25 protein-coding genes and 2 pseudogenes are annotated in these 25,700 nt (G+C 70.5%); 10 read left to right on the plus strand and 17 right to left on the minus strand.

Annotated elements, in window-relative coordinates:
• Positions 1-11: 11 nt before the first annotated feature.
• A complete protein-coding gene (ychF, locus tag DPA01S_RS04880; RefSeq protein WP_061914328.1) occupies positions 12-1,091 on the minus strand; it encodes a redox-regulated ATPase YchF in 1,080 nt (359 codons plus the stop codon).
• A gap of 98 nt (positions 1,092-1,189) precedes the next feature.
• Here ychF and DPA01S_RS04885 point away from each other — a divergent pair, with 98 nt between their 5' ends.
• The gene (locus DPA01S_RS04885; protein WP_061914330.1) at positions 1,190-2,725 is read left to right on the plus strand and encodes an AI-2E family transporter; all 1,536 of its coding nucleotides are present in this window, start codon (positions 1,190-1,192) and stop codon (positions 2,723-2,725) included.
• Positions 2,726-2,736: 11 nt separating this feature from the next.
• Positions 2,737-3,228, plus strand: a complete 492-nt coding sequence (locus tag DPA01S_RS04890; RefSeq protein WP_232303020.1) for a DUF6542 domain-containing protein — start codon at positions 2,737-2,739, stop codon at positions 3,226-3,228.
• Positions 3,229-3,291: 63 nt separating this feature from the next.
• Here DPA01S_RS04890 and DPA01S_RS04895 read toward each other — a convergent pair whose 3' ends face one another.
• The gene (locus DPA01S_RS04895; RefSeq protein WP_061914332.1) at positions 3,292-4,272 is read right to left on the minus strand and encodes a 4-hydroxy-3-methylbut-2-enyl diphosphate reductase; all 981 of its coding nucleotides are present in this window, start codon (positions 4,270-4,272) and stop codon (positions 3,292-3,294) included.
• 73 nt (positions 4,273-4,345) lie between these two features.
• Between DPA01S_RS04895 and DPA01S_RS04900 the strand changes: the two genes are divergently transcribed.
• From DPA01S_RS04900 to DPA01S_RS04910, 3 genes are read left to right on the plus strand one after another with little or no spacing between them, the layout of a single operon-like run.
• Positions 4,346-4,735 carry a hypothetical protein gene (locus DPA01S_RS04900; RefSeq protein WP_061914334.1) on the plus strand — a complete coding sequence of 130 codons (390 nt, stop codon included), beginning with the start codon at positions 4,346-4,348 and terminating at the stop codon, positions 4,733-4,735.
• The gene (gene xseA, locus DPA01S_RS04905; protein ID WP_061914336.1) at positions 4,732-6,090 is read left to right on the plus strand and encodes an exodeoxyribonuclease VII large subunit; all 1,359 of its coding nucleotides are present in this window, start codon (positions 4,732-4,734) and stop codon (positions 6,088-6,090) included. The genes DPA01S_RS04900 and xseA overlap by 4 nt, the downstream gene beginning before the upstream one ends.
• Entirely contained in the window at positions 6,090-6,323 is a 234-nt protein-coding gene (locus tag DPA01S_RS04910) for an exodeoxyribonuclease VII small subunit (protein ID WP_007631335.1), read from the plus strand. The genes xseA and DPA01S_RS04910 overlap by 1 nt, the downstream gene beginning before the upstream one ends.
• Positions 6,324-6,370: 47 nt before the next feature.
• On the opposite strand, the gene DPA01S_RS04915 is transcribed toward DPA01S_RS04910, so the two are convergent.
• Positions 6,371-6,931, minus strand: a complete 561-nt coding sequence (locus tag DPA01S_RS04915; RefSeq protein WP_061914338.1) for a DUF4245 domain-containing protein — start codon at positions 6,929-6,931, stop codon at positions 6,371-6,373.
• 145 nt (positions 6,932-7,076) lie between these two features.
• Between DPA01S_RS04915 and glpX the strand changes: the two genes are divergently transcribed.
• Both glpX and DPA01S_RS04925 read left to right on the plus strand, forming a co-directional pair.
• On the plus strand, positions 7,077-8,087 hold the full coding sequence (glpX, locus tag DPA01S_RS04920; RefSeq protein ID WP_061914340.1) for a class II fructose-bisphosphatase: 1,011 nt from the start codon (positions 7,077-7,079) through the stop codon (positions 8,085-8,087).
• 73 nt (positions 8,088-8,160) lie between these two features.
• Entirely contained in the window at positions 8,161-9,564 is a 1,404-nt protein-coding gene (locus DPA01S_RS04925; RefSeq protein ID WP_061914342.1) for a class II fumarate hydratase, read from the plus strand.
• 128 nt (positions 9,565-9,692) lie between these two features.
• On the opposite strand, the gene phoH2 is transcribed toward DPA01S_RS04925, so the two are convergent.
• From phoH2 to DPA01S_RS16720, 4 genes and pseudogenes are all read right to left on the minus strand, one after another.
• On the minus strand, positions 9,693-11,048 hold the full coding sequence (phoH2, locus tag DPA01S_RS04930; protein WP_061914344.1) for an RNA 5'-3' helicase PhoH2: 1,356 nt from the start codon (positions 11,046-11,048) through the stop codon (positions 9,693-9,695).
• Between the two features lie 214 nt (positions 11,049-11,262).
• Positions 11,263-11,502: pseudogene (locus DPA01S_RS16260) on the minus strand (hypothetical protein); the annotation flags it as partial.
• Between the two features lie 9 nt (positions 11,503-11,511).
• Positions 11,512-11,964: a MaoC family dehydratase gene (locus tag DPA01S_RS04935; RefSeq protein ID WP_061914346.1), complete on the minus strand. Its 453-nt coding sequence runs from the start codon at positions 11,962-11,964 to the stop codon at positions 11,512-11,514.
• A 16-nt stretch (positions 11,965-11,980) separates the two neighbouring features.
• A pseudogene (locus DPA01S_RS16720) lies at positions 11,981-12,115 on the minus strand (acyl-CoA dehydrogenase family protein); the annotation flags it as partial.
• 154 nt (positions 12,116-12,269) lie between these two features.
• Between DPA01S_RS16720 and DPA01S_RS04940 the strand changes: the two are divergent.
• Entirely contained in the window at positions 12,270-13,037 is a 768-nt protein-coding gene (locus DPA01S_RS04940; protein ID WP_063935297.1) for a FadR/GntR family transcriptional regulator, read from the plus strand.
• Between the two features lie 61 nt (positions 13,038-13,098).
• On the opposite strand, the gene fabG is transcribed toward DPA01S_RS04940, so the two are convergent.
• The 3 genes from fabG to DPA01S_RS04955 are packed head-to-tail and all read right to left on the minus strand — an operon-like array spanning position 13,099 to position 15,283.
• Positions 13,099-13,794, minus strand: a complete 696-nt coding sequence (gene fabG / locus DPA01S_RS04945; RefSeq protein ID WP_061914350.1) for a 3-oxoacyl-ACP reductase FabG — start codon at positions 13,792-13,794, stop codon at positions 13,099-13,101.
• Positions 13,794-14,096: a CoA transferase gene (locus DPA01S_RS04950; protein WP_061914352.1), complete on the minus strand. Its 303-nt coding sequence runs from the start codon at positions 14,094-14,096 to the stop codon at positions 13,794-13,796. Before DPA01S_RS04950 ends, fabG begins: the two co-directional genes overlap by 1 nt.
• On the minus strand, positions 14,093-15,283 hold the full coding sequence (locus tag DPA01S_RS04955; RefSeq protein ID WP_061914354.1) for an acyl-CoA dehydrogenase family protein: 1,191 nt from the start codon (positions 15,281-15,283) through the stop codon (positions 14,093-14,095). Before DPA01S_RS04955 ends, DPA01S_RS04950 begins: the two co-directional genes overlap by 4 nt.
• Positions 15,284-15,419: 136 nt before the next feature.
• On the opposite strand from DPA01S_RS04955, the gene DPA01S_RS04960 reads away from it, so the two are divergent.
• Positions 15,420-16,523 carry a zinc-binding dehydrogenase gene (locus tag DPA01S_RS04960; protein ID WP_061914355.1) on the plus strand — a complete coding sequence of 368 codons (1,104 nt, stop codon included), beginning with the start codon at positions 15,420-15,422 and terminating at the stop codon, positions 16,521-16,523.
• Positions 16,524-16,695: 172 nt separating this feature from the next.
• Here the strand turns inward: DPA01S_RS04960 and DPA01S_RS04965 are convergent, their stop codons facing one another.
• From DPA01S_RS04965 to DPA01S_RS04990, 6 genes are all read right to left on the minus strand, one after another.
• Positions 16,696-17,838: a thiolase family protein gene (locus tag DPA01S_RS04965; RefSeq protein WP_061914357.1), complete on the minus strand. Its 1,143-nt coding sequence runs from the start codon at positions 17,836-17,838 to the stop codon at positions 16,696-16,698.
• A 71-nt stretch (positions 17,839-17,909) separates the two neighbouring features.
• Entirely contained in the window at positions 17,910-19,115 is a 1,206-nt protein-coding gene (locus tag DPA01S_RS04970; RefSeq protein WP_061227586.1) for an acyl-CoA dehydrogenase family protein, read from the minus strand.
• Positions 19,116-19,152: 37 nt separating this feature from the next.
• Positions 19,153-19,914, minus strand: coding sequence for an SDR family NAD(P)-dependent oxidoreductase (locus DPA01S_RS04975; RefSeq protein ID WP_061914376.1), 762 nt, complete (start codon positions 19,912-19,914; stop codon positions 19,153-19,155).
• 74 nt (positions 19,915-19,988) lie between these two features.
• On the minus strand, positions 19,989-21,065 hold the full coding sequence (locus DPA01S_RS04980; RefSeq protein ID WP_061914360.1) for a phosphotransferase family protein: 1,077 nt from the start codon (positions 21,063-21,065) through the stop codon (positions 19,989-19,991).
• 81 nt (positions 21,066-21,146) lie between these two features.
• Positions 21,147-22,499: an MFS transporter gene (locus tag DPA01S_RS04985; RefSeq protein ID WP_198150713.1), complete on the minus strand. Its 1,353-nt coding sequence runs from the start codon at positions 22,497-22,499 to the stop codon at positions 21,147-21,149.
• A 41-nt stretch (positions 22,500-22,540) separates the two neighbouring features.
• Positions 22,541-24,208, minus strand: a complete 1,668-nt coding sequence (locus DPA01S_RS04990) for a class I adenylate-forming enzyme family protein (protein ID WP_061914362.1) — start codon at positions 24,206-24,208, stop codon at positions 22,541-22,543.
• A gap of 112 nt (positions 24,209-24,320) precedes the next feature.
• On the opposite strand from DPA01S_RS04990, the gene DPA01S_RS04995 reads away from it, so the two are divergent.
• Positions 24,321-24,947, plus strand: a complete 627-nt coding sequence (locus tag DPA01S_RS04995; protein WP_375545749.1) for a TetR/AcrR family transcriptional regulator — start codon at positions 24,321-24,323, stop codon at positions 24,945-24,947.
• 10 nt (positions 24,948-24,957) lie between these two features.
• Here DPA01S_RS04995 and DPA01S_RS05000 read toward each other — a convergent pair.
• Positions 24,958-25,700, minus strand: a 743-nt coding sequence (locus DPA01S_RS05000) for a substrate-binding domain-containing protein (protein ID WP_232303021.1), incomplete at its 5' end; no start/stop codon positions are given.

Here is a 25,700-nt window from a genome sequence, read left to right on the forward strand (position 1 = left end):
TAGAGCAGGTATCACACGTTGAAGCGGAACTCCACCACGTCGCCGTCCGCCATGACGTAGTCCTTGCCCTCCATGCGCACCTTGCCGGCGGCCTTGGCGGCGGCCATCGAGCCGGCGGCGTCGAGGTCGTCAAAGGAGACGATCTCGGCCTTGATGAAGCCCTTCTCGAAGTCGGTGTGGATGACGCCGGCGGCCTTGGGGGCGGTGTCGCCCTTGCGGATCGTCCAGGCGCGCGACTCCTTGGGGCCGGCGGTGAGGTAGGTCTGCAGCCCGAGGGTGTGGAAGCCCGCGCGGGCCAGTGCGTTGAGGCCCGGTTCGGTCTGGCCGATCGACTCGAGCAGCTCCATGGCGTCCTCCTCGTCGAGTTCCTGCAGCTCGGCCTCCACCTTGGCGTCGAGGAACACGGCGTCGGCCGGCGCCACGGCGGCGCTCAGCTCAGCCTTGCGCTCGTCGCTCGTGAGCACCGACTCGTCGGCGTTGAAGACGTAGAGGAAGGGCTTGGCGGTCATGAGGTGTAGGTCGCGCAGGAGGCCGCGGTCGATCTCGTCCTGGGCCTTGAACAGTGTGCGCCCGTCCTCGAGCACGGCCTGGGCCTTGCGGATCTCCTCGAGCTGCGCCACCAGCGACTTGTCCTTGCGGGCGTCCTTCTCGATCCGCGGCAGCGCCTTCTCTATGGTCTCGAGGTCGGCGAGGATCAGCTCGGTGGCGATCACCTCGATGTCGGCCATCGGATCGACCTTGCCGTCGACGTGGATGACGTCCGGGTCGTCGAAGACGCGCACGACCTGGCAGATGGCATCGGCCTCGCGGATGTTGGCGAGGAACTTGTTGCCCATGCCCTCGCCGGTGCTGGCGCCCTTGACGATGCCGGCGATGTCGACGAACGACACGACGGCGGGCAGGATCCGCTCGGAGCCGAAGATCTCGGCGAGTCGGTCGAGGCGGGGATCGGGCAGGTCGACCACGCCGACGTTGGGCTCGATAGTGGCGAACGGGTAGTTCGCCGCGAGGACGTCGTTGTTCGTCAGGGCGTTGAACAGGGTCGACTTACCGACGTTGGGCAGTCCGACGATTCCGAGGGTGAGGCTCACGAGGCCACAGTCTACGGACCGCGGCCGGCGGCCCGCCCCCGCGGCCGTCGGACCATCACAGGGAGCGCACCGGCGCGGCCTCTGACAAGATGACTGCCATGAGCGACGAGCCGAAGCCGCATCCCCCCGTCGAGGATCAGGAACAGCACGTCGACCGGTCCGTACTCATCGGCATGGGTGGGCGATGGGTCACCGACTGGGCCCTTCGCCTGGCCATCCTGTTGGTCGCGGGATGGCTCATCTCGCGGATCGGCGGCGCGCTGTGGGTGGGGATCCTCCCGATTCTGTTGGCGCTGATCATCTCGACGGTCCTGTGGCCCCCGACGGGCTGGATGGTGCGGCACAGGGTCCCCAAGACGCTGGCCGCACTGCTGTCGATCATCGGCTCGTTGGGACTACTGACCGGCGTCATCGCCCTGATCGCACCGTCGATCGTGTCGCAGAGCGTGCAGCTCGCGGACCAGACGTCCGAGGCGATCACCGAGGTAAAGGACTGGCTGCGGGGACCGCCGCTCAACATCCGTGACGAGCAGCTGGACGGCCTGCTGGACCAGCTCAGCTCGACGCTGCAGGACCGGGGCGACCAGATCGCGTCCGGCGTGTTCAGCGGCGTCAGCGCCGTGGGGTCGTTCGTCGTCACCCTGGTCCTGGTGTTGGTGCTCACGTTCTTCTTCATCAAGGACGGGCCGCGGTTCCTGCCGTTCGTGCGCCGCAACACCGGCCGCACCGCCGGCCGCCACCTCACCGAGGTCCTCACCCGGGCGTGGAACACGCTGGGCGGCTACATCCGCGCCCAGGCGATCGTGTCGTTCGTCGACGCGGTGCTCATCGGCCTGGCGCTCGTGATCCTGGGCGTGCCGCTGGCGTGGGCATTGGCGGTCATCACGTTCATCGCGGGCTTCATCCCCATCGTCGGTGCGTTCACCGCCGGCGCACTCGCCGTGCTCATCGCGCTCGTGGCCAACGGGTTCACCACCGCGATCATCGTCCTGGTGGTCATCATCGCCGTGCAGCAGCTCGAGGGCAACGTCCTCCAGCCGATCCTGCAGTCGCGCGCCATGAACCTGCACCCGGGCGTCATCCTCCTGGGTGTGGCCGCGGGCAGCACGCTCTTCGGAATCATCGGCGCGTTCCTCGCGGTACCGATCCTCGCCGTGGTCGCGGTGGTCATCCGGTACATCAACGAGCAGATCGATCTGCGCACCGGCGACGTCACCGCCTCCGATCTGGCCTCCGCGACTGACGAGGGCCGCCTGACGGCCTGGCTCGGGGAGATGTCCAGCTCGCGGTTCGCTCCGCTCCGTAAGAGCAGCACCGCGATCATGGCCGGGATGATCGACGAACGGCCGGACATCGCCCCGCCGGGTTCGGCGACGCCCGGGGCGGGCACTCCGGCGGCCGGCTCCGCGCCGGCGCCGGGCGGTGCCGGGGTCGCCGTGACGGGTGACGACGACGAGATGGCTGGTGACGTCAGCCGCGCCGTTCCGCCGATATCGGACGAGCTCCCGCCCGAACCCGGCATCACCGACCCCAAGGCGGTCACGGGCACGCGGCCCTCCCCGCAGGAGGAGGCGGCCAAGTCCATCCCGCTGCGTCGTTTCGGTCGATTCCTCGCCCGTCGGCTGGGCGGTTAGAGTCTTCTCCCGTGAGTAGACGCAGGAGTGGCCGGGTGCCCGCGGACGAGAGGTCCGTCGTCTCCTCGATGCGTGGGCTGCCCGCCTGGACCGCGGTCCTGCTGGCGGTGGCCATCACGCTGACCGGGGTGGCCGTCGATTCGGTCTCGGGCGAGCTCGGCGCCGGGTTCACCGTCGCGTTCGTCCTCGGGTGCGTGGTGTCTGTGCTCGCGATCTCGCGGCGCTCGCTCTTCGTCGCCGGGGTCCAGCCGCCGATCATCATGACGCTGCTGGTGCCGCTGGTCTATGTCATCTCCGGGGCGGGCTCGGGCGCGGGTGTGTTCTCGCGGACGCTGATCGTCTCGGTCGCCTTGCCGTTGGCGACCCGGTTCCCCCTGATGATCGCAACTACTGTCGTCGTAGTGGTGATCGCCCTGATCCGGGCGTTCGTTCTGGAGCCGCTGCCCGCGCGGCCGTCGGCCCCCTCCATCCAGCGCACCGCCCCGGCACACGCACGCCGCTGAGGCGGGGCATATCGGGGCGGCGCGTCGGTCCGGGCGTGCCCGCGGCGCGGGACGACGACCGGGTCAGGCCTTCTGCGGCATCCGCAGCTCTCGGGGCAGGGCGAAGGTGATGGTCTCCTGCGCGGTCTTGACGGTCGACACATCGCTGTATCCGTGCTCGTCGAGGAGCTCGATTACCCCGCGGACGAGGATCTCAGGAACGGACGCGCCGGACGTCACCCCCACGGTGGTGACCCCCTCCAGCCACGCCAGGTCGATCTCGTCGGCGTAGTCCACCAGATGAGCGGCATCCGCGCCGGCCTGGAGGGCAACCTCGACCAACCGCACGGAATTCGAGGAATTCTGCGAACCCACCACGATCACCAGATCGCACTGGGGCGCCATCGCCTTGACCGCACTCTGACGGTTCTGGGTGGCGTAGCAGATGTCATCGGACGGCGGGTCGATGAGTGTGGGGTACTTCTCCTTGAGGCGGCGGACCGTCTCCATGGTCTCGTCCACGCTCAATGTGGTCTGGGAGAGCCAGATGAGCTTCTCTGTGTCCGTCGGTACCTCGAGGGCGTCGACGGCGTCCGGCCCGTCGACCAGGGTCACCACGTCGGGCGCCTCGCCGGCGGTGCCCTCGACCTCCTCGTGGCCCTCGTGTCCCACCAGCAGGATCTGATAGCCCTCGCGGGCGAAGCGCTTGACCTCGGTGTGCACCTTGGTCACGAGCGGGCAGGTCGCGTCGAAGGTGGTGAGTTCCAGCTGCTTGGCGCTCTCCCGGACCGCGGGCGAGACCCCGTGGGCGGAGAACACGAGATTCGCGCCGTGGGGCACCTCGTCGGTCTCGTCGACGAAGATCACCCCACGCTTGGTGAAGGACTCCACGACGTACTTGTTGTGGACGATCTCCTTGCGCATGTACAGCGGTGCACCGTGCTTCTCCAGGGCTTTCTCGACCGTCTCGACGGCTCGGTCGACGCCGGCACAGTAGCCGCGCGGTTCCGCGAGTAGTACCCGCTTGGTTGCCGGTTCGGCGATCATGTCGGTCTGCTCGGTCATGTCCCCAGGGTACGGTTCATACTGGATTTCGACCATTACGCCTCCCTCCACGCCCCCCGGCAGAGAGGTCCGCATGCTCCGACCACTGTTTCTGACCCGTGCCTCGATCGGTCTGGCCGCGACCGCGGCCGAGCGCGTCGTGGCCCTGCCCGGCCGCGCGATCGAGGCGGTGTCCACGCTGCCCGGCGTGCCCGTGCGGGTCGCCGGCGGCCTGGTGCAGTCGTACCTGCACGCGGGACAGACCCTCACCGACCTGGCCGTCAAGGGCGACAGGGTGCTCGCCTCGGTCTTTCCCGCCCGGTCGGATCAGCCGGAATGGGCGACGTTCGACGAGGACGAGACCGAGGAGGTCCTCGACGTGTCCTACCGGGTGTACGGCTCGTCGCGGTCGCCCCGCGGCAGCGGTGACGACGGTGACGATCCGGACGTGCCGACGGGGCGCGTCACCCCCCGCGACGCGTGAGCGCCTCCTCCCCCGGAACCCCGAGCAGCCCTGAGGCGCCGTGGCCGGTCCGGGTCGTCTCGGACCAGATCGCCGCGTGGATCCACCGCCTGGGCGCGGTGTGGGTCGAGGGTCAGATCACCCAGTTGAGTCTGCGCCCGGGCACCCGCACGGCCTTCCTCACGCTGCGGGACCCGTCAGTCGACAACTCGCTGACGCTGACGTGCCCGCCGCGACTCATCTCCGAGTCACCCGTCCCGGTCACGGAGGGCAGTCGGGTGGTGGTCCGCGGGACGCCGCGCTTCTACACGGGCCGCGGCGCGTTCTCTCTCCAGGTCTCGGAGATCCGCCCGGTCGGCGTGGGTGAACTGCTGGCACGCATCGAGCGGCTCAAGCAGGCCCTGGCGGCGGAGGGCCTGTTCGATCCCCGCCTCAAGCGGCCGCTGCCGTTCCTGCCCACGTGCGTGGGTCTGATCACGGGCAGGGCGAGCGCCGCCGAGCGCGACGTTGTCGAGGTGGCTCGTGGTCGCTGGCCGGACGTCCGTTTCGCCGTGCGCAACACCGCCGTGCAGGGGGTGTCGGCCGTGCCCCAGATCCTCGACGCGCTGGCGGAGCTGGACGCCGACCCCGTCGTCGACGTCATCATCCTCGCCCGCGGCGGCGGTTCCGTCGAGGACCTCCTCCCCTTCTCCGACGAGTCGCTGATCCGCGCGATCTCGCGGTGCCGCACGCCGGTCGTCTCGGCGATCGGGCACGAGCCCGACTCCCCGCTGTCGGACCTCGCCGCCGACCTGCGTGCCGCCACGCCCACCGACGCCGCCAAGCGCGTCGTCCCCGACGTGGTCGAGGAGCGGCGCCGCATCGCCGAGGCGCGCGCCCGCACCGCCCGGGCCCTGCGAGGCTGGGTGGAGCGCGAGCGCAACCAGCTCGCCGCGGTGCGGTCCCGGCCGTGCATGGCGAACCCCCACGGGATCGTCGACTCGCGCGCGGAGGTCGTCGCCGAGGCGCTGCGGGCGGCGCGGCGCGACATCACCCGGATCATCGACTCGGAGTCCACGTCGCTCGGTCACCTGTCGGCGCGCCTGACCACCCTCGGCCCGGCGGCCACCCTCGCCCGCGGCTACGCGGTGGTGCAGTCGGTGGCCGGGGTGCACGACGGCCGCGTGGTGTCGTCGATCGCCGACGCCCCGCCCGGCTCCCAGCTGCGCATCCGGGTCTCCGACGGCGCGCTCGCCGCGGCGGTGCTCGGGTCGACGCCCGCCGCCGGCCGCACCCCCGCGCCGGCCACCGCGGAGTCGCCCACCACCGGGTCGCCCACGACCGACACCCCCGAGTCCGATACCTCCGAATCCGATACCCCCGAGGAGCAGTCCTGATGTCCGACGAGCAGACCCCCGTCTCCGAACTGGGCTACGAGCAGGCCCGCGACGAGCTCATCGAGGTGGTCCGCATCCTCGAGGCCGGTGGGCAGGACCTGGACGCCTCCCTCGCGCTGTGGGAGCGGGGCGAGGAACTCGCCGCGCGGTGCACCGAGCATCTCGACGGCGCCCGTGCGCGCATCGACGCGGTCCTCGGCGACGACGACGAGGGCGGCACCGCCCGGGGCTGAGCCCGCCGCCCGCTCACGCGGGAGGGCTCACCTCCGCGCGCGGGCGATCACTGCGTGGGGAGCGGCTGTGCGTCCTGGACGGCGACGGCGAGGGTCTCGAACTGATCCGTGGGAGCCGAGCCGGTCACGGCCACGCGGACGTCGTCGAGGTCCAACACCCACACGGGGCGGACGTCGTCGCCGGTGAGCACGGTCCATTCGCGCCCGGCGATCGGCACCATGGTGCGCTCGGGCCGCGGGCCGCCGTTCAGCGAGCGGAACGCGTCCTCCGGTGCGTCGGACTGGACGAGCTCGACGTAGCTGCGTTCGCCGGTCACCCAGCCGACGTGGCTGGAGGTGGTGCCGGCGAAGCCCTGGACGCGGCCGGAGTTGGCGGTCCAGTCCGCGGGGACCTCGGGCGAGCGGATGGGGTACTGCAGGCTGCGGGCGTCCTGGCGCAGGGACGCGTCGGCGTCGAACTGCGGGATCTGCCCCTGCTCGGGGCCGGACGGGCTGAAGGTGCACAGTCCGGCTACACCGGCGAAGAGTCCGCAGATGACCATGAGCACCACCACCGACCAGAACATGTCGCGGTTGCCCTGCAGGATTCTCGGTTTCGCCTCGGCCACGCCTGTGAGTATCCCACCCACCCGGGGCGACTCCGGCGCGTGGCCCCCGGCCCGGTCGCGGAGGTGGAACAATGAGCGCCGACAACCCGCCGCACGCGCGTGACCCCGTCGCGCCCGCGCCCGCCTCCGAGGAGCCAGACCACCTATGTCAGACGCCAAGCGCCCCGATCGTAACCTCGCCATGGAGCTGGTCCGTGTGACCGAGGCCGCCGCTCTCGCCGCCGGGCGCTGGGTGGGCCGGGGCGACAAGAACGGTGGCGACGGTGCCGCGGTCGACGCCATGCGCGAGCTCATCTCGACCGTCGACATGGACGGCACCGTGGTGATCGGTGAGGGCGAGAAGGACGAGGCGCCCATGCTCTACAACGGCGAGAAGGTCGGCACCGGTGAGGGGCCGGCGGTCGACGTGGCCGTGGACCCGATCGACGGCACCCGCCTCATGGCGGAGGGGCGCCCCAACTCGATCGCCGTGATCGCGGTCGCCGAGCGCGGCGCGATGTTCGACCCGTCGGCGGTGTTCTACATGCGCAAGATCGCGGTCGGCCCGGACGCCGTCGGCCGGATCGACCTGTCCAGGTCCACCGAGTGGAACATCCGGTCGGTGGCCGAGGCCAAGAACATCGACGTCGGCGACATGACGGTGTGCGTGCTCGACCGGCCTCGACATGCGGAGCTCATCGCCGAGATCCGTGCCGCCGGCGCCAAGGTCCGTCTCATCATGGACGGCGACGTCGCGGGCGGCGTGGCCGCGGCCTCCGACGACAGCTCGGTGGACATGCTCATGGGTATCGGCGGTACGCCGGAGGGCATCATCACCGCGTGCGCCATGAAGTGCATGGGTGGCGAGATCCAGGGCCAGCTGTGGCCGCAGGACGACGCGGAGCGGCAGAAGGCCGTCGACGCAGGCCTGGACGTCGACGCCATCCTCGGCACCGACGACCTCGTCAAGGGCGACAACTGCTTCTTCGCCGCCACCGGCATCACCAACGGCGACATGGTCCGGGGCGTGAGCTACCGCTCCAACGGCGCCGTCACCCGGTCGTTGGTCATGCGGTCCAAGTCGGGCACGGTCCGCCACGTCGAGGGCCGCCACAAGATGGAGAAGCTCCGCGAGTTCTCGGCCGTCGACTACGGCCAGGCCGCCGACGCCCGCTGACGGTTCCCGTCGAGCCCGGCGCCGCCGGCGGTGGATCTCTGCGCGGCGCCGCCGGCGCGCCTAGTCTGACCGCATGGCCGATCAGACTGAATTCCGTATCGAACACGACACGATGGGCGAGGTCCGGGTCCCGGTCGACGCCCTCTGGCGGGCGCAGACCCAACGCGCCGTGGAGAACTTCCCCGTCTCGGGCCGAGGCCTCGAGCGGGCGCAGATCCGTGCACTCGGGCTGGTCAAGTCCGCCTGCGCGACCGTCAACGGGCGCCTCGGGCTCCTCGACCGGGAGAAGGTGAACGCGATCGTCGCGGCCGCCGGCCGTATCGCCGAGGGCGAGGTCGACGAGCACTTCCCCGTCGACGTGTTCCAGACGGGGTCCGGCACGAGCTCCAACATGAACACCAACGAGGTCATCGCCTCGCTCTGCGCGGCCGAGGGCGTCACGGTCCACCCGAACGACGACGTGAACATGTCGCAGTCGTCCAACGACACGTTCCCCACGGCCACGCACGTCGCTGCGACGGAGGTCGTGATCGCCGACCTCGTGCCGGCCCTCGGCGTGCTCGCGGAATCGTTCGAGGCGAAGGCTGAGCAGTGGCGCGACGTGGTCAAGCCCGGCCGCACGCACCTCATGGACGCCGTCCCCGTCACCCTCGGTCAGGAGTTCGGCGGCTACGCACGCCAGATCCGGGCCGGCATCGAGCGCGTGTGCGGCACCCTGCCCCGCGTGGGCGAGCTTCCGATCGGCGGCACCGCCGCGGGCACCGGCCTCAACGCCCCGGACGGGTTCGGCTCCGCCGTCGTCGAAGAACTGCGTTCCCTCACCGGTCTCGAGGAGCTGCGCCTGGCCGTGGACCCGTTCGAGGCCCAGGCCGCCCGTGACGGGCTCGTCGAGCTGTCGGGCGCACTGCGCACGGTCGCGGTCTCGCTCACCAAGATCGCCAATGACATCCGCTGGATGGGGTCCGGCCCCATGACCGGGCTCTCCGAGGTGCACCTGCCGGACCTGCAGCCGGGGTCGTCGATCATGCCCGGCAAGGTCAACCCGGTGCTGTGCGAGACGATCGCGCAGGTCGCCGCCCAGGTCGTCGGCAACGACGCCGCGGTCGCCTGGGCCGGGGCGAGCGGCGCCTTCGAGCTGAACACCGCCATCCCCGTGATGGCCCGCAACGTGCTGGAGTCGGTCCGGATCCTGTCCACGTCGTCGACCCTGTTCGCCGAGCGGTGCATCGACGGCATCGAGCCGGACGTCGACCGCATGCGCCGTCTGGCCGAGTCCTCCCCCTCGATCGTCACGCCGCTGAACTCGGCGATCGGCTACGAGGAGGCGGCCCGCGTCGCCAAGCACGCCCTCGCCGAAGGGCTGACCATCCGCGAGGCGGTCATCGCGCTGGGCTTCGTCCCCGACCCGCTGTCCGAGGAGGAGCTCGACCGTCGTCTCGACGTCCTCGGGATGACGGGTCTCGATCGCGAGCGCTGACCCGCCGCCACCGCACCCGGACACAGGCGCAGGGCCCGGGCGACTCCGCCCGGGCCCTGCGCCGCTGCCGTCCTCTCTCCGCTGGATTCCTCGCCCCGAGGGGCGGGCCCGGTCCCCGACCGCCCGCCTCAGGCGGCGTGGATGCGCCGCAGCGCACCGACCGAGGCGTCCGGCTGGAACTCCTCGAGCATCGTGGTGACGAGTTCGGCGATGGCCGAGCGCTCGGACCTGCTGAGGGTGATGTGGGCGAACAGCGGGTGACCCTTGAGCTTCTCCACCACCGCCTGGATCCCGTCGTGCCGACCGACCCGGAGGTTGTCACGTTGCGCCACGTCGTGGGTGAGCACGACCCGCGATCCGGTGCCCAGTCGGGACAGCACGGTGAGCAGGACGTTGCGCTCGAGCGACTGCGCCTCGTCGACTATCACGAACGAGTCGTGGAGGCTGCGGCCCCTGATGTGGGTCAGTGGCAGCACCTCGAGGATGTCGCGATCCATCACCTCGTCGATCACGTTCTCGCTGACGAGCCCCTCCAGGGTGTCGAACACCGCCTGCGACCAGGGCGACATCTTCTCAGACTCGCTGCCCGGCAGGTAGCCGAGTTCCTGACCGCCGACGGCGTACAGGGGCCGGAAGACGACGATCTTGCGATGTCGACGCCGCTCGAGCACGGATTCGAGTCCGGCGCACAGGGCGAGGGCGGACTTGCCGGTGCCGGCGCGGCCACCGAGCGAGACGATGCCGATCGACTCGTCGAGCAGACAGTCGATCGCGATACGCTGCTCGGCCGAGCGGCCCCGCAGGCCGAAGGCCTCGACGTCGCCGCGGACCAGTCTGAGTCCGCCGTCGTCGGTGACGCGGGCCAGCGCCGAGGACGAGTCGGTCTGCACCCGCACCCCGCAGTGCACGGGCGTCTCTGGGTCGAGACCGGCCGCGCGGGCGACGAGCGGTGAGGCGCCGCCTGTCGAGAAGAGGGTGTCGACGAGCTCCTGCGTGGCGGGCAGATCCGAGACGCCGCTGTAGCCGGTGAGAACGACGTCCTGCGCGTGGTACTCGTCCGCGGGCAGTCCCACCGAGCCCGCCTTGACGCGGAGCGGGACGTCCTTGGAGACGAGGACGGTGTCGTCGCCCTCGGCTCGCAGGTTGAGTGCACAGGCGAGGATCCGGGAGTCGTTGCCGGTGTCGCGGAACCCGGCGGGCAGAACCGATTGATCGGTGTGGTTGAGCTCGACCCGCAGGGTGCCGCCGGTGTCCGTGACGGGCAGGTCACCGTCGAGGCGGCCGTGGCGCAGGCGCAGGTCCTCGAGCAGCCGCAATGCCTCGCGCGCGAAGTAGCCCAGCTCGGGGTGGTGGCGCTTGGCCTCGAGCTCCCCGATCACCGCGATGGGCAGGACCACCCGGTTCTCGGCGAAGCGGGTGACGGCCCACGGGTCGGACAGCAGAACCGAGGTGTCGAGGACGTAGGTACGGACGGTGTCGGTCACGGCGCGCTCCTGGACCGCGGCACCCGCGGTCGTGTCGGGATGGACCGGTCGGCCCAGGTCGTCCGGAGACGACAGGGCCGGGTGCCGGCCCCCTCCCGATCGCGTTCAACGATCATCGGCTGGGACCTCCCGACGGTCGGCTTCCCCACCGACCGTTAGCCGCGACGCTACGCGGAGTTCGCCCCTCCCGCGTGCCCGAATGACAATCCTGTAGTTAAGTCGGCGTGAATTCTCCGCGACCTCCCGCGCCCGCCCTCTCCGGCCCGCCGGGGTGTCCCAGCGAGATCCCCGTGCCGTGGACGTTGAGTCGCTGCCTGTCAGCGGCGCTGAAGCCGTGGAAGGCCTCTCACTCCCGCCGGCGCGCGAGCCCCTGAGCGGCGAACGCCTCGTTCAGCTCGAGGAGGTCGACGTCCGCGAGGCTCCGGTCGAGCTTGCCGAGCAGCTCGGCCGTGGCCGCGGTCCGTCACTCGACCATGAGGCGGATGGCCTCGGCGACCACCGCCGGCCGGTCGCCGCCCTCGATCTCGACCGTGACGAGCGTGGTGAGCTGGGCGCCGGAGGGCTTGCGGTCGAGTGAGGTCAGCTCGACGCCGGCCCGGATCCGGGATCCCACCGGGACCGGCGCGGGGAACCGCACCTTGCCGAGCCCGTAGTTGATCATCATCGAGAACCCGCGGATGTCCATGACCCGGTTCCCGAGTACCGGCAACAGTGACAGGGTGAGGTACCCGTGGGCGATGGTCGTGCCGTAGGGCCCCTCCGCAGCTCGGGCGGGGTCCACGTGGATCCACTGGTGATCCCCTGTCGCGTCGGCGAACGCGTCGACGCGCTCCTGCGTGATCTCCATCCAGTCGCTGTATCCCACGTGCTCGCCGATCGCCGCCGACACCTGGTCCAGGCCCTCGAACACCCTCATTTCAATCCTCTCCTCATCCCGGGCCGTGCTCCACCACCACGATAGACATCCCCGGGTGCCGCGGGGTCGCCTCCGGATCGGTCTTGCACGGCAGCGCGATGAGACCCGAGCGACGGGCGTCGGTGATGAACGTCGTGGCACCGGTGATGACCGACCATCAGCCGGGCGGAGCTGACGGTGCTCGGGCGGCGGCACCGCGTTCGATCTGCGCGCCCGGTTGCGTGCTCACCGACCCGTCGGCGACGCGGAGGTCGTGGACTGGGCCTCCACGGTCCTCATACCGTGAATGCAGGATGATGGTGCACATGGATACGACAGGCGATACGCAGCGTGGGCCCGGCGGGGTCTCGCGTCCGCAGAAGACGGCGCTCCTGGTGGCGAAGCGGATCGTCGCGGACATCGCCCGGCGCGGCAACACCGTCGGTGACCGCCTGCCGCCCGAACACCTCATGCTGGAGGAGTACGGCGTCGGCCGGGGCACGCTGCGGGAATCACTGCGGTACCTGGAACTGCAGGGGGCCATCACCCTCAAACCCGGTCCAGGTGGCGGCCCGATCGTCCAGCAGCCCGACGGCGGGACGCTCGCCGCCGCGTTGAGCCTGCTCATGCAGTTCGAGAACGCCCCGTTCTCCACGATCATGGAGGCGAGGGCGGCGATGGAGCCGTCGATCGCGAGGCTCGCCGCCGGGCGGATGAGCCGCGAGGCGCTGGAGGAGCTCCGCCTCAACGTCGAGGCCACGCGCGAGGGGGCCGAGGGGGGCGAGTACTTCGCCGACGACTCCGAGCGGTTCCACGCCCTCATCGCCTGGGGGTCGGGCAACGTCCTGTTCGGCTATCTCTTCGACGCGCTGCTCGGAATCCTGGCGGGCTCGTCCATGGGCGTGGCCTACCCCAAGCGACAGCGCGACCACACGTGCGCGATCCACGAGGACATCTACCGGGCGATCGCCGACCGAGACGCCGTGGCGGCCCACGACCTCATGGCGCAGCACATCACGGACCACCACCACTACTTGAAGAAGAGGTTCCGCGCGGCGTTGGAGCAGCCGATCCGCTGGGACCTCGCCTGGTGACGAGCGCGGCGCGGTGTCAGATGTGCCGACCGCCGGTGATCTCCAGGACCGTGCCGGTCATTTAGCTCGACATGTCGCTGGCGAGGAAGAGCACCGCCTGCGCGACCTCGCCCGGTTCGGCCGCCCTCCCCATGGGGATCTCGGCCATCTTCTCCTCCCAGATGTGCTCGGGCATCGCGAGCGTCATCGCGGTCCGGATGAGCCCGGGCTGAACGGCGTTGACGCGTACGCCCGCGAAGGCGACCTCCTTGGCCGCGGCCTTGGTCAGTCCGACGATCCCTGCCTTGGCCGCCGAGTAGTTGGTTTGACCGACCAGGCCGACCTTGCCGGAGATCGAGGAGATGTTGACGATCGCCCCTCCGCCGTGGCCGCGCATGCGCCCGGCGGCAGCGCGGGTACCGTTCCAGGTGCCTTTGAGGTGGATAGCGATGATGTCGTCGAACTGCTCCTCGGTCATCGTGCGCATCGTGGCGTCGCGGGTGACCCCGGCGTTGTTGACGAACACCCCGAGCGGCCCGAACGCCTCCTCGGCGACGTCGATCGCAGCCTCGACGGCGGCGCCGTCCCGCACGTCACAGTGCAGGTACCGAACGTGGTCCTCGCCGCCCAGCTCGGCGACCGCCGCGGCGCCGGCCTCGTCGTCGATGTCCCCGACCACGACGCGGGCTCCGTTCGCGATGAACGTCCGGGCGATCTCCAGCCCGATCCCGCGCGCGGCCCCCGTGACGACCGCGGTCCGACCCTCGAGAAGTCCCATCATGTGTCCCCTTCGTCCAGTGCCCCGGCCCTCTCGACCAGGATCGCCTCGGTGTGTCCGCCCCGTGCCGGCACGCGCCCCATCGGCGGTTCGAGGCCCGAGAACGTCATCGCCGGCAGCAGTCCGCGGACCGGCCCGGCCGGGGTCCCCACCCCGCGCCACCGGTTCCGGGCCGCGAGTTGCGGGTGCTCGACCAGCCCGGCGACGTCGTTGAGCCGCGCCGCCGGCACACCGAACCGGTCCAGACTGTCGGCCCGCTCCGCCGAGTCGGGCGAACCACCCACCGACCCCGCGGCGGTCACCGGCTACCCGCCGCCCGCGTGGCCGCCCGGACGAGGCCGCCACCGATGATGAGCCTCTGGATCTCGCTGGTCCCCTCGTACAGGCGCAGCAGCCGGACGTCCCGGTAGATCCGCTCGACGGGGACGCCGCGGATGTACCCGCTGCCACCGTGGATCTGGACGGCCAGGTCGGCGGCCCGACCGGCCATCTCGGTGCAGTAGAGCTTGGCTGCCGACGGGGCGATCCGGCGGTCCTCACCACAGTGATACTTCGCGGCGGCCTCGCGGACCATCGCGCGACCCGCCATCACGCCCACCTGGATATCCGCCAACATCGCCTGTACCAGTTGGAACTCACCGATCACCGTCCCGCCCTGAGTTGCGGTGGAGGCGTGCGCGAGCGACTCGTCCAATGCGCGCTGCGCGGCACCGACCGCCAACGCGGCGATGTGCACGCGGCCCCGCGCCAGCGAGGTCATCGCGGCCCGGTAGCCCGCGTCCTCGTCACCGCCGACCAACGCATCGTCAGGTACGCGGACGGCCTGGAAGCTGACCTCGGCGGTCCAGGCACCCTCCTGGCCCATCTTCTCGTCCTTGGGCCCCACCGTCACGCCCGGCGTGTCCGCGGGGACGAGGAAGACGGCGACGCCAGTGCCGTCGGCGTCGGCGGGACGGGTCCGGGCGAACACGACGAACAGGCCGGCGAGCGGCGCGTTGGTGATGAAACGCTTGGCTCCCTCGATCACCCAGCCGGCTCCGTCGCGCACCGCCTTGGTGGTCAGCCCAGCCGGGTTCGACCCGGCGCCGTCCTCCGTGAGGGCGAACGACGCGATCACCTCCCCTGAGGCGATCGACCCCAGCCACCTCGCCTTCTGCTCGTCCGTCCCGAAGTTCACCAGCACCTGCCCGGCGATCCCGTTGTTGGTGCCGAACAGGGACCGCATCGCGAAGGTCGTGTAGCCGAACTCCATCGCCATCTCGACGTCCTGGGTCAGGTCCAACCCCAGGCCTCCCCAGCGCTGCGGGATCGCGTAACCGAACAGGCCCAAGTCGGCCAGCCCCGCGCGGATGTCCGCCGGGACCTCGTCGGCGTCGGCGATCTCCTGCTCGCGCGGCAGCACCACCGTACGTATGTAGTCGCGCGTCGTCGCGAGAATGTCCGCGAAATCGTCCCCGGAGACCTCCGGGTCCGCCACCGTCGTGTCCATCGCCCGCCTTCCGCCGCTTCCAGCGCGTCGCCTGGATGCTACCAACTATGATCATCGTTAGCGGGGAGCTTCATCCGCCCCTGAGTCCCACCGGATCTGCTGAGACGGACACCGGTGCCTGAGTACAGTCGGCGCCATGAAGGCTGCCGTGTGTGTCGAGACCGGATCCCCGCTGGTGATCGAGGACATCCCGATCCCCGAACCGCGGGAGGGCGAGGTTCTCGTGCACAACCACGCCTGCGGGGTGTGCCACACCGACCTGCACGTCATGAAGGGCGAGGTCGGATTCCCGCTCCCCGGAGTGCTCGGCCACGAGATCTCGGGCGTCGTGGCCGAGGTCGGCCGCGGCGTCACCACCGTCCGCCCCGGCGACCGGGTAGTGGGCTCGTTCATCATGCCGTGCGGCTACTGCGAGAACTGCGCGCGCGGCATGGAGGACATCTGCTCCACATTCTTCGAGTACAACCGCCTGCGCGGGACCCTGTACGACGGCGAGAGCCGGTTGCGCCGCGCCTCCGGTGAACCGCTGTCCATGTACTCGATGGGCGGGTTGGCCGAGTACAGCGTCACGCCCGCCACTGCAGTGTTCGCCCTCCCGGACCACCTCGACCTGACCGACTCCGCGATCCTCGGGTGCTCGATGTTCACCGCATACGGGGCGGTCCGCAACGTCGGCGATGTCCGCACCGGGGAGTCGGTCGCGGTGGTGGCGGTCGGCGGCGTCGGCCAGAACATCGTCCAGCTGTCCGCGGTGAGCGGCGCGGAATCGGTCATCGCGATCGACGTCGACGACGACAAGCTCGCGCTCGCCCGCCGTATGGGCGCCACCCACACCATCAACTCGGCGCAGACCGACGCGACGGCCGCCGTCATGGAGATCACGGGCGGACGGGGCGTCGACGCGGCATTCGAGGCGCTCGGCTCCGCGGTCACGACCCGCCAAGCCACCGAGGTCGCCAGAGAGGGCGGGCGCGTCGTCGTGGTGGGCATCCCGTCGGCCGGGACGTCGCTGGACGCGGACCTGGCGCGCATCGTCCGTCGGAAGATCCAGATCAAGGGCTCGTACGGAGCGCGGGCCCGACAGGACGTCCCCGCCCTCATCCGCCTGCTGGCCGCCGGCAAGCTGGACCTCGGCCAGGTCATCTCGCGGCGTGTCCCGATGGCCGAGGCGCCGCGGACCTACGAGGCGCTCGACCGTGGCGAGGTGCTCGGGCGCGCCATCGTCCTCACCGGCGACTGAACTCACGCGTCGAGAAGAGCCTTTCGCACAGATCTACTCGGTCGACACAGGCGAAATCGTCTTCTGGATGGTGACGGCAGCAGGCCCCGCCGAACGACCCCCACTCGCACCGACCCCCGGCCCACCGCCGTCGTGGCGGGGGCCGGGGGTCGGGTAGCGCTGATCGAGCCGGTCAGAGCAGTTCGATGATGGTGGCGTTGGCCTGGCCGCCGCCCTCACACATCGTCTGCAGGCCGTACTTGATGCCCTCGTTCTTCATGTGGTGGACCAGGTCGGCGAAGATGCGTGCGCCGGAGCCGCCGAGCGGGTGCCCGAGGGCGATCGCGCCGCCGTTCGGGTTGAGCTTGGCCGGGTCCGCGCCGGTGTCGGCCAGCCACGCCATCGGCACGGAGGCGAAGGCCTCGTTGACCTCGAACACCCCGATGTCGTCGATCGACAGACCCGACTTCTGCAGGGCCTTGGCGGTCGCCGGGATCGGCGCGGTGAGCATGATGACCGGGTCGTCGCCCGCGAGGGTCGCGGTGTGCACGCGTGCCAGCGGGGTGCAGCCGTACTTCGCGGCGGCCTCCTCGCTCATCACCAGGATCGCCGCCGAGCCGTCGGAGATCTGCGAGGCGTTGCCAGCGTGGATGACACCGTCCTCCTTGAACGGCGTCTTGAGCCCGGCCAGCGCCTCGACGGTGCTGCCGCGGCGGATGCCCTGGTCGGTGTCGAACACGCCGTCCGGGGTGGTCACCGGCACGATATGACCGGCGAAGAACCCGGCGTCCTGTGCGGCGGCGGCCTTCTCGTGCGAGGCCACCGCGAACTCGTCGAGCTGGGTGCGCGAGAAGCCCCACCGCTCGGCGATCATCTCGGCGCCCACACCCTGGTTGGGCGCGATGCCGTTGTACCGGTCCAGGAACTGCTGCCCGTAGGGGAACGAGTCGGAGGACACGTGCGAGCCCATCGGCACGCGAGTCATCGACTCCACGCCGCCGGCCACGACCACGTCGTGGTACCCGGACTCGACCACCGCGACGGCGAAGCTCAGCGCCTGCTGCGACGACCCACACTGCCGGTCGATCGTCACACCGTTGACCGTCTCGGGCCACCCGGCCGACAGGGCGGCGGTGCGGGCGATGTCGCCGGCCTGCTCTCCGGCCTGCGTCACACATCCCCAGATGACGTCCTCGACGACCGCCGGGTCGATCCCCGCGCGCTCGACGAGCCCGTTGAGCACCACACCGGACAGGTCGGCGGGATGCACCCCGGCCAGGCCGCCCTTGCGCTTACCCACCGCGCTACGCACGGCCTCCACGATCACTGCACCCATGTAGGTTCTTCCTTCTCTCTCGCGCGTCCCTCGGTGCCGGTCGCCCCGGCTACTGGTAGGACATCCTAGGGTTATCCGATGTACGGCGGGGTCTTCTTCAGTTCGCCACGCGCGATCGTGCGGCGGTGGACCGCGTCCGGTCCGTCGACGATCCGCAGGGCCCGCGCCCAGGCGTAGAAGTACGCGAGCGGGGTGTCGTCGGAGACGCCGGCGCCGCCGAAGACCTCGATGGCCCGGTCGATGACCGCGCACGCGACCTGCGGTGCGATGACCTTGATGGCCGAGATCTCGAAGCGTGCCTCCTTGGCGCCGACGGTGTCGATCATCCAGGCGCAGTGCTGGACCTGTAGGCGAGCCTGATCGATCTCGATCCGCGAGTTGGCGATGTGCTCCTGCACCACGCCCTGGCTGGCCAGGGAACCACCGAACGCGTGGCGGGACTTGGCCCGGTCGACCATGAGCGCGAGCGCCCGCTCGGCCATCCCGATGGCGCGCATGGCGTGGTGGATCCGGCCCGGTCCGAGGCGCGCCTGGGCGATCGCGAAGCCGGCCCCCTCCTCCCCGAGCAGGTTCGAAGCGGGCACCCGCACGTTGTCGAACACGAGCTCGCAGTGCCCGTGCTGGTCCTGGTAGCCGAACAGGGGCAGATTGCGCTCGATCCGCAGACCCGGGGTGTCGCGCGGGACGAGGACCATGGACTGCTGCCGGTGGGTCTCGGCGTCGGGGTCGGTCTTGCCCATGACGATGAGGATCTCGCAGCGGGTGTCGGCGATGCCCGTGATCCACCACTTGCGACCGTTGATCACGTACTCGTCGCCCTCGCGGCGGATCACGGTCTGGATGTTGGTGGCGTCCGAGGAGGCGACATCCGGTTCGGTCATGGCGTACGCCGAGCGGATCTTCCCCTCCTTGAGCGGCTCGAGGTACCTGGCCTTCTGCTCATCGGTGCCGAACAGGTGGAAGGTCTCCATGTTCCCGGTGTCGGGGGCCTGCGAGTTGATCGCTTCGGGGGCGATGACGGGCGACCATCCCGTGATCTCCGAAACGGCGGCGAACTCGAGGTTGGAGATGCCCGACCACTCGGGCAGGAAGAGGTTCCACAGGCCGCGGCGGCGGGCCTCGGCCTTGAGGTCCTCCATGATCGGCGGGTAGGCGTTGTCGCCGTGTTCGCGCAGATACGCGGACCACACGGGCTCGGCCGGGAAGACGTGCTCCCGCATGAACTCCCACATGTTCTCCTGCAGCTCGAGGCTGCGCTGACTGTGAGCGAATTCCATTGTTCTACTCCTGTAAAGGTTGTCGGCGCGGACGCGGTCAGTGCAGGGTCATGCCACCGTCGACCACGAGAGTCGCGCCGGTGATGAAGGACGAGGCGTCGGAGGCAAGGAAGACCAGCGCGGAGTCGAGTTCGGGCTGCAGTCCGAGCCTGCCGAAGATGGTGCTGCCGGTGATGTCGGCGAGCATCTTCTCGGGGATCTCGTCGGTCATCTCGGAGGCGAAGTACCCGGGGGCGAGCGCGTTGACGCGGATGCCACGGCGGCTGCCCCACTGGTGGGCCAGGTCGCGGGTCAGGCCGAGAACGGCCGCCTTGGTCGCGGAGTACGCGGCCTGGGGCGCGAAGCCGGCGGTCAGGCCCAGCACGCTGGCGACGTTGACGATGCTCGAGCCGGGCCCCATGACGGCCGCGCACTCCTTGGCCGCCCAGTAGGCGCCGTTCAGGTTGACGTCCACGACGCCACGGAACTGCTCGGGCGTCTCCTTGAGGGCGGGCACGGCGGTGCCGAGACCGGCGTTGTTGACCAGGATGTCGATGCGCCCGTGCGCGTCCATCACCGCGCGGACCATCGCCGCGCAGGCCTCCGGGTCCGCGACATCGCAGGCCACAGTCATCGCGGTGCCGCCGGATGCACGCAGGTCGTCTGCGAGTGCCTCGAGCCGGTCGCGGCGCCGGGCGGCGAGCACGACGATCGCGCCGGCCGAGGACAACGCGCGGGCGAATCCCGCCCCGAGGCCGGAGGACGCGCCGGTGATCACGGCGACGCGGCCGTCCAGGCGGAACCGTTCCAGGACGGGCACCGCCGACTGCGGTCCCGTGCGAGGGTCGACGGGGGCCGACGCACCGGGATCGGAGGCGCCGGGGGTGGGATCAGTCATCGCGTGGTCCCCTTCCGGGAGTCGAGGATCGAGTGGCCGTGGTCGACCAGCTCGCGGATCTGCGGGCCGATGTCTCCGAAGTCCTGTCCGGCCATGTCGCCGGCCTCGGAGCGGGTGGCCACGCCCTGGGCGATGGCGGCGAACTTGAAGGTGGCGAACGCCAGGTACCAGGGCATGTGGGACGGGTCGGTGCCGGTGGCGTCGCAGTACCGGTCGAGGAGGCGCTGCGGCCCCGGCCACCCGGGTTCGGTGGTGATGGTGGGGATGAGCGGTACCGTCGGCCCGTCGGGATCACCCCAGTACAGGACGGTCTGGGACAGGTCGGCGACGGGGTCACCGAGCGTGGACAGTTCCCAGTCGAGGATCGCCTTGATGCGCCCCGGGTCATCGGGGTCGACGACGTAGTTGTCCAGGCGGTAGTCACCGTGGATGATCCGCGACGACGGCGAGGTGGGCATGCTCTCGCCGAGACGCGCCGCCAGGTCGGGCAGGCGCTCGGCCCGGACGGAGGCACTGGACTTCTCCGACTGGCCCAGCCAGCGTCGGAGTTGTCGCTCGAGATAGCCCTCCGGGCGACCGAGATCTCCGAGGCCGACCGCGTCCTGGTCCACCGCATGGAGCGCGACCAGGGCGTCGATCTGGGCGTCGGCCATGGCCGCCTTGTCGTCGTCGGACTCGGCGAAGCCCGGCGGCAGCACGTCACGGATGACGTGGCCGACCACCTTCTCCATCACGTAGTACGGCACGCCCAGGTCCTCACCGGTGGTCTCGTTGAGCACCACCTTCGCGACCGGCACGTCCGTGTCCGCGAGCCCGAGCTGGATGCGCGCTTCGCGACCCATGTCGTGGGCGCTCGGCAGGAGCTCCCCCGTGGGCGGTCGCCGCAGGATGAGCTCACCGGCGTCCGAGCGGAGCGTGAACGTGAGGTTCGACTTGCCGCCGGCGATGAGCTCGGCGTCGAAGTCGGTCCACGCCCGGTCGCCGGTGACCTCGGCGATCCTCGGACCCACGATGCCGGGGCGGAGCAGCTGGTCGAGCGACAGGCCCGTGGCCTCTGACGATGATGGGGTCATGGAGTTCGATCCTCGCTGTTGATGGGCGGCCGGGTGAACGGTTCGGAGCGGATCCGGGTTGCGTGGGTCACAGGGGCCGGGTCAGTGCTGGCCGACCCGGTGCAGGTCGTGGCCCCGGGTCTCCTTCATGAAGGCGGTCGCGACCATGGTGCAGATACACAGGGCGATGATGTATGCACTGATCATCCAGTACAGGTCCCACTCGATGAACTGGGCGTTGAGGTACGGCGCGCTGCCGCCGAACACGGCGACCGACAACGAGTACGCGAACCCGATGCCGGCGGTGCGCATCTTCGTGGGGAACGCCTCGGACATGAACGAGGACAGGATCGACCCTGCGGCCGCGACGAACGTCATCGCGATGAGCGAGGCCACGAACAGCGTCCACGGGCGCTCGTCGATCATCCCCATCAGCACGGGCGTGGTGATGATGGTGCCGACACCGAAGATGAAGATCACCGGTCGACGGCCGATGTGGTCCGAGAGCAGGCCCCACAGCGGCAGGGTGCACAGGGCGATGAGCTGGCTGCCGAAGATCGCCCAGAACGCGGCCTCCGAGTCCATGTCACGCTGCGTGATGGCGAACGTCGACGCGTAGGAGCTCCACGTGTAGTGCGCGACCGTGATGCCGGAGACCATGGCCACGACGAGGGCGATCGCGCCGGCCAGCTTGCGCCGCGAGAACGTGACCGCGGTTCCGGACGCCTCGGCCTCGGCCGCGGCCTTGTCGAAGACGTCGGATTCCTCCATGCCGCGACGCAGGTAGAGCACGAACAGGGCGAACACGGCGCCGAGCAGGAACGGCACGCGCCAGCCCCACTCGCCCACGGCGCTCTCCGACAGCACGGCGGTGATGCCGCCGCCGATGCCGTAGGCGATCACGGTGCCGCCCATGATGGCGACAAAGACGAGGCTGCCCCACATGCCGCGACGGTGCGGGGGCGCGATCTCGGCGACGTAGCTGTAGGCGGTCGCCGACTCGCCGCCGTGCGCGAAGCCCTGGACCATGCGGCACAGCAGCAGCAGGCCGGAGGCGACGATCCCGAGTGCTCCGTAGGTCGGCAGCAGGCCGATGAGCAGACTCGCGCCGGCCATCATGAGCATGGTGGTGATGAGGACGAACTTGCGGCCCTTCACGTCGGCGATCCGGCCGAAGACGATCCCGCCGAGGGGGCGCATGAGGAAGCCGACCGCGAAGACGGCGAGGGTGGCCAGCAGCGCGGACACCGGGTTGTCGTTGTTGAACATCGCTGCGGCGATGTAGGGCGCGAAGACCGCGTAGGCGGTCCACTCGTACCACTCGAACAGCTGCCCGGTGGTGCTGGCGGCCAGGGACCGGATGCTGCTGCGGTTTCCCCGTGCCGTCTGCACGGGTGGTGCGGCGTCGGCGGTAATGGCTCCGTTGTCGCCGGGGTTCAGGGTGGCCTCGGCCATCTCAGTGTCCTTCGGTGTGAGGGGAAGTTCGGGGCGCGTGGTCAGGGCTGGTCGGGGGCATGCGCGTCACGGAGCTCGCGACGGCGGATCTTGCCGGTCTGGGTCTTGGGCAGTTCGGGGACGAGGTGGACCTCGGCCGGTCGCTTGTAGGCGGCGAGCCGGTCGGCGGCGAACGCGATCAGCTCGTCCTCCGTGGCGGTGCGGCCGGCCTTGAGCGAGACGAACGCGACGACCTTCTCCCCGCGGTACTCGTCGGGCAGGCCGACGACGGCGGCCTCGAACACGGCGTCGTGTTCGTAGAGGGCGTCCTCGACCTCGCGCGGCCACACCTTGTAACCGGAGGCGTTGATCTGGTCCTTGAGGCGGTCGACGAGGTAGACCCAGCCGGCCGTGTCCATGACGGCGACGTCACCGGTGTGCAGCCGCCCGGCGGGCATGGTCGCGGCGGTGGCCTCCTCGTTCCGCCAGTAACCGGAGACGATCTGCGGCCCGGACAGCACGAGTTCGCCCTGTTCGCCGGGAGCGACGGGGGCGTCGTCCGCGTCGACAACCTCGGCGTCGATCCCCGGCAGCGGCACGCCGATCGACAGAGTGCCGCTGGCGGCGTCGACCGGCGCCCGCAGGCCCGGCGGCACGGCGATCACACCGGAGGTCGTCTCCGTCATGCCGTAGCCGTTGTGGATGTAGTGCCCGAACCGCTCGGCGAACCGCTCGACCGTCGACGGCGGGATGGGGGCACCACCGCTGTAGAGGGTCTTCACCGCGGCGAAGTGTTCCGGGCCCGCGTCCTCCAGGCGCATGAGCGCGTTGTACGCGGTGATCGAGCCGATCGTGAACGTGACGCCGTGCTCACGGAACGCGTCGAGTACGACCTCGGGTCGGAACCGGCCCGCGAAGACGAGCGTCGCGTCGCCGATGAGGGCGAGCGTGGCGTTGATGACGGCGCCGGTGATGTGGAAAAGCGGCGCGATGGCCAGGACGACGTCCCCCGGCGCCACATCGACGAAGTCCGCGAGACTCCGGGCGACCGCGACGACGTTGCCGTGCGAGTTCATGGCCCCCTTCGGCGGCCCGGTCGTGCCCGACGTGTAGGTGAGCAGCGCCAGATCGTCCGGCGTGACCGTGACCTGCTCCGGCGCGCGACCCTCGAACCGGCGGATGAGCTCGACGAGGTCCCCGTCCGCGGAGGGCTCCGCCGGCTGCTCGTCGCCGAACGCGCGGGGATCGTTCCGCGTCTGCAGATCCCGCTCGCTGGTGCTGACGACCCAAGCCACGTCCGTACCGCTGACGGCGTCCCGGATGGCGGGCACGTCCCTGTCGGTGGCGATGATCCCGACGGCGCCGGAGTCGGCGACCGGGAGTAGGAGCTCGCGTCCGAAGTACATCGGGTTGAGCACCACGGCCGCGGCGCCGATCTTCCACAGCGCGAGCATCGCCAGCGCGTACTGGGGGATGTTCTGCAGGTGGATGCCCACCCGGTCGCCCGGCGCCACCCCGCGGACCTGGAGCGCGGTGGCGAGCGCGTCGGACATCTGGTCGACCTCGGCCGCGGACAGCTCGGTGTCGAAGTAGGCGATCGCCACTCGATCCGGCGCCGCGGTGACGCGCTCGCGCCACGCCTCGACCAGGCTCGATCGTCGCGCCACCGCGCTCTCGTCGAGCCCTGGACGGTACAGCTCCCGCCATGGTCGCGGGTCGCTCTGACTCATCTCGCTCCTCCCGTCACCGCCGGTTCCGACGTAACCGACCGATCGATCGCTCGGTGTGCCATAGTGTTGCCTACGCCACATTGGGTGTCAAGCGGAGGACGGCTATAGGGTGATGGGGATGAGTGAGGAGATCGCGACCACGGCGGATTGGCGCGAATTCGGAGACGACGCGCTCTCCCCTCCCCTACGCGCCGCGCTGGGCGTGTTCGCGCGCCACGGTTACCACGGAGCTTCTATCCGGATGATCGCCGAGGCCGCCGGCCTGTCGGTGCCCGGCCTGTACCACCACTACCGCTCCAAGCAGGCGATCCTCGCCGCCCTGGTCGACACCGCGATGACCGAGATGCTCGCCAACACCGCCGCTGCCGCCGACGATGCCGGCGACGATCCGGTGACCCGCTTCGAGAACGTGGTGGAATGTCTCGCCCGCTTCCACATGGCCCGGCGCGACCAGGCGTTCGTCGCCTCCACCGAGATGCGCAGCATGGAGCCGGAGGTACGCGCCCACCACGTCGGCCAACGCGATGCCCAGCAGAAGATGATCGAGGACGCCATCCGCGCGGGCATCGAGTCCGGCGACTTCGCGTGCGAGTTCCCCGAGGACGCGGCGCGGGCGATCGCGTCACTGTGCGTCTCCATCGCGAACTGGTACCGACCCGACGGCCCGCTGAGCGCTGACGACGTCGTGTGTCGCCACGTCGAGTTCGCCCGCCGGATGGTCGGCGCAGCCGACCGCTGACCAGCGGCGGTCAGCGCCTCCGCTTACCCCTCGCCGGGGACACGCCCCGCTCCGCTGGCCGCGCCCCGCGCTCGGCGCGAGCACGCGCCTTCGCCGCCGTCTTCTCGCGGGCCGTGCGCTTCTCACGCGGCGGCTCCCCCGCACCCCGCGACGTCGATGCCGTGCGGCCCCGCACGATCCCGACGAACTCGTCGATCAGCTCGTCGCCCTCCCTGGCGGGCGACCACGCCACGCCCATCCGCGTGGCCGGGACGCCCTCGAGCGGACGGGCCACCACGTCCCGACGGCTCAGCGACCGTGCGTACGGCAGCGGCAGGGCGAGCAGCCCGACCCCGGCCGCGACCAGGTCGACGGCGGCGGACACCTCCTCCGGCGTCGCCGTGACCGCGTCGACCGGATCGAGCCAGCGCTCGGCCTCCAGGTCCTCAGCGCTCAACGAGTCGAACGCCCCGAGCTCGTGGTCCTTCTCGGCGAGCACGGCCATGGTCTCGGTGTACAGGGGGATCCGCAGGAGTCCCGGGGGCGCCGACCGCGGCGCATCGTCGGCCTCACGGAGGAAGATCACGTCGAACCCGTCGTCCCCGGCGGACCGGGCCAGATCCGGCCACGGGTCCCCCACACGTCGGGCCGTGATCGGCACACCGGGGTTGCGCTCGCGCCACCGGGTGAGCCACTTGTCGGGCTGGACACCTGGGACGTATCCCACGCGCAGGCGGGGGCCGATGCCCGCGCTCTCGTCGGTCATCGGCCCCC

The sequence above is a fragment of the Dietzia papillomatosis NBRC 105045 genome (assembly GCF_001570845.1).
Classification (GTDB): Bacteria; Actinomycetota; Actinomycetes; order Mycobacteriales; family Mycobacteriaceae; genus Dietzia; species Dietzia cinnamea.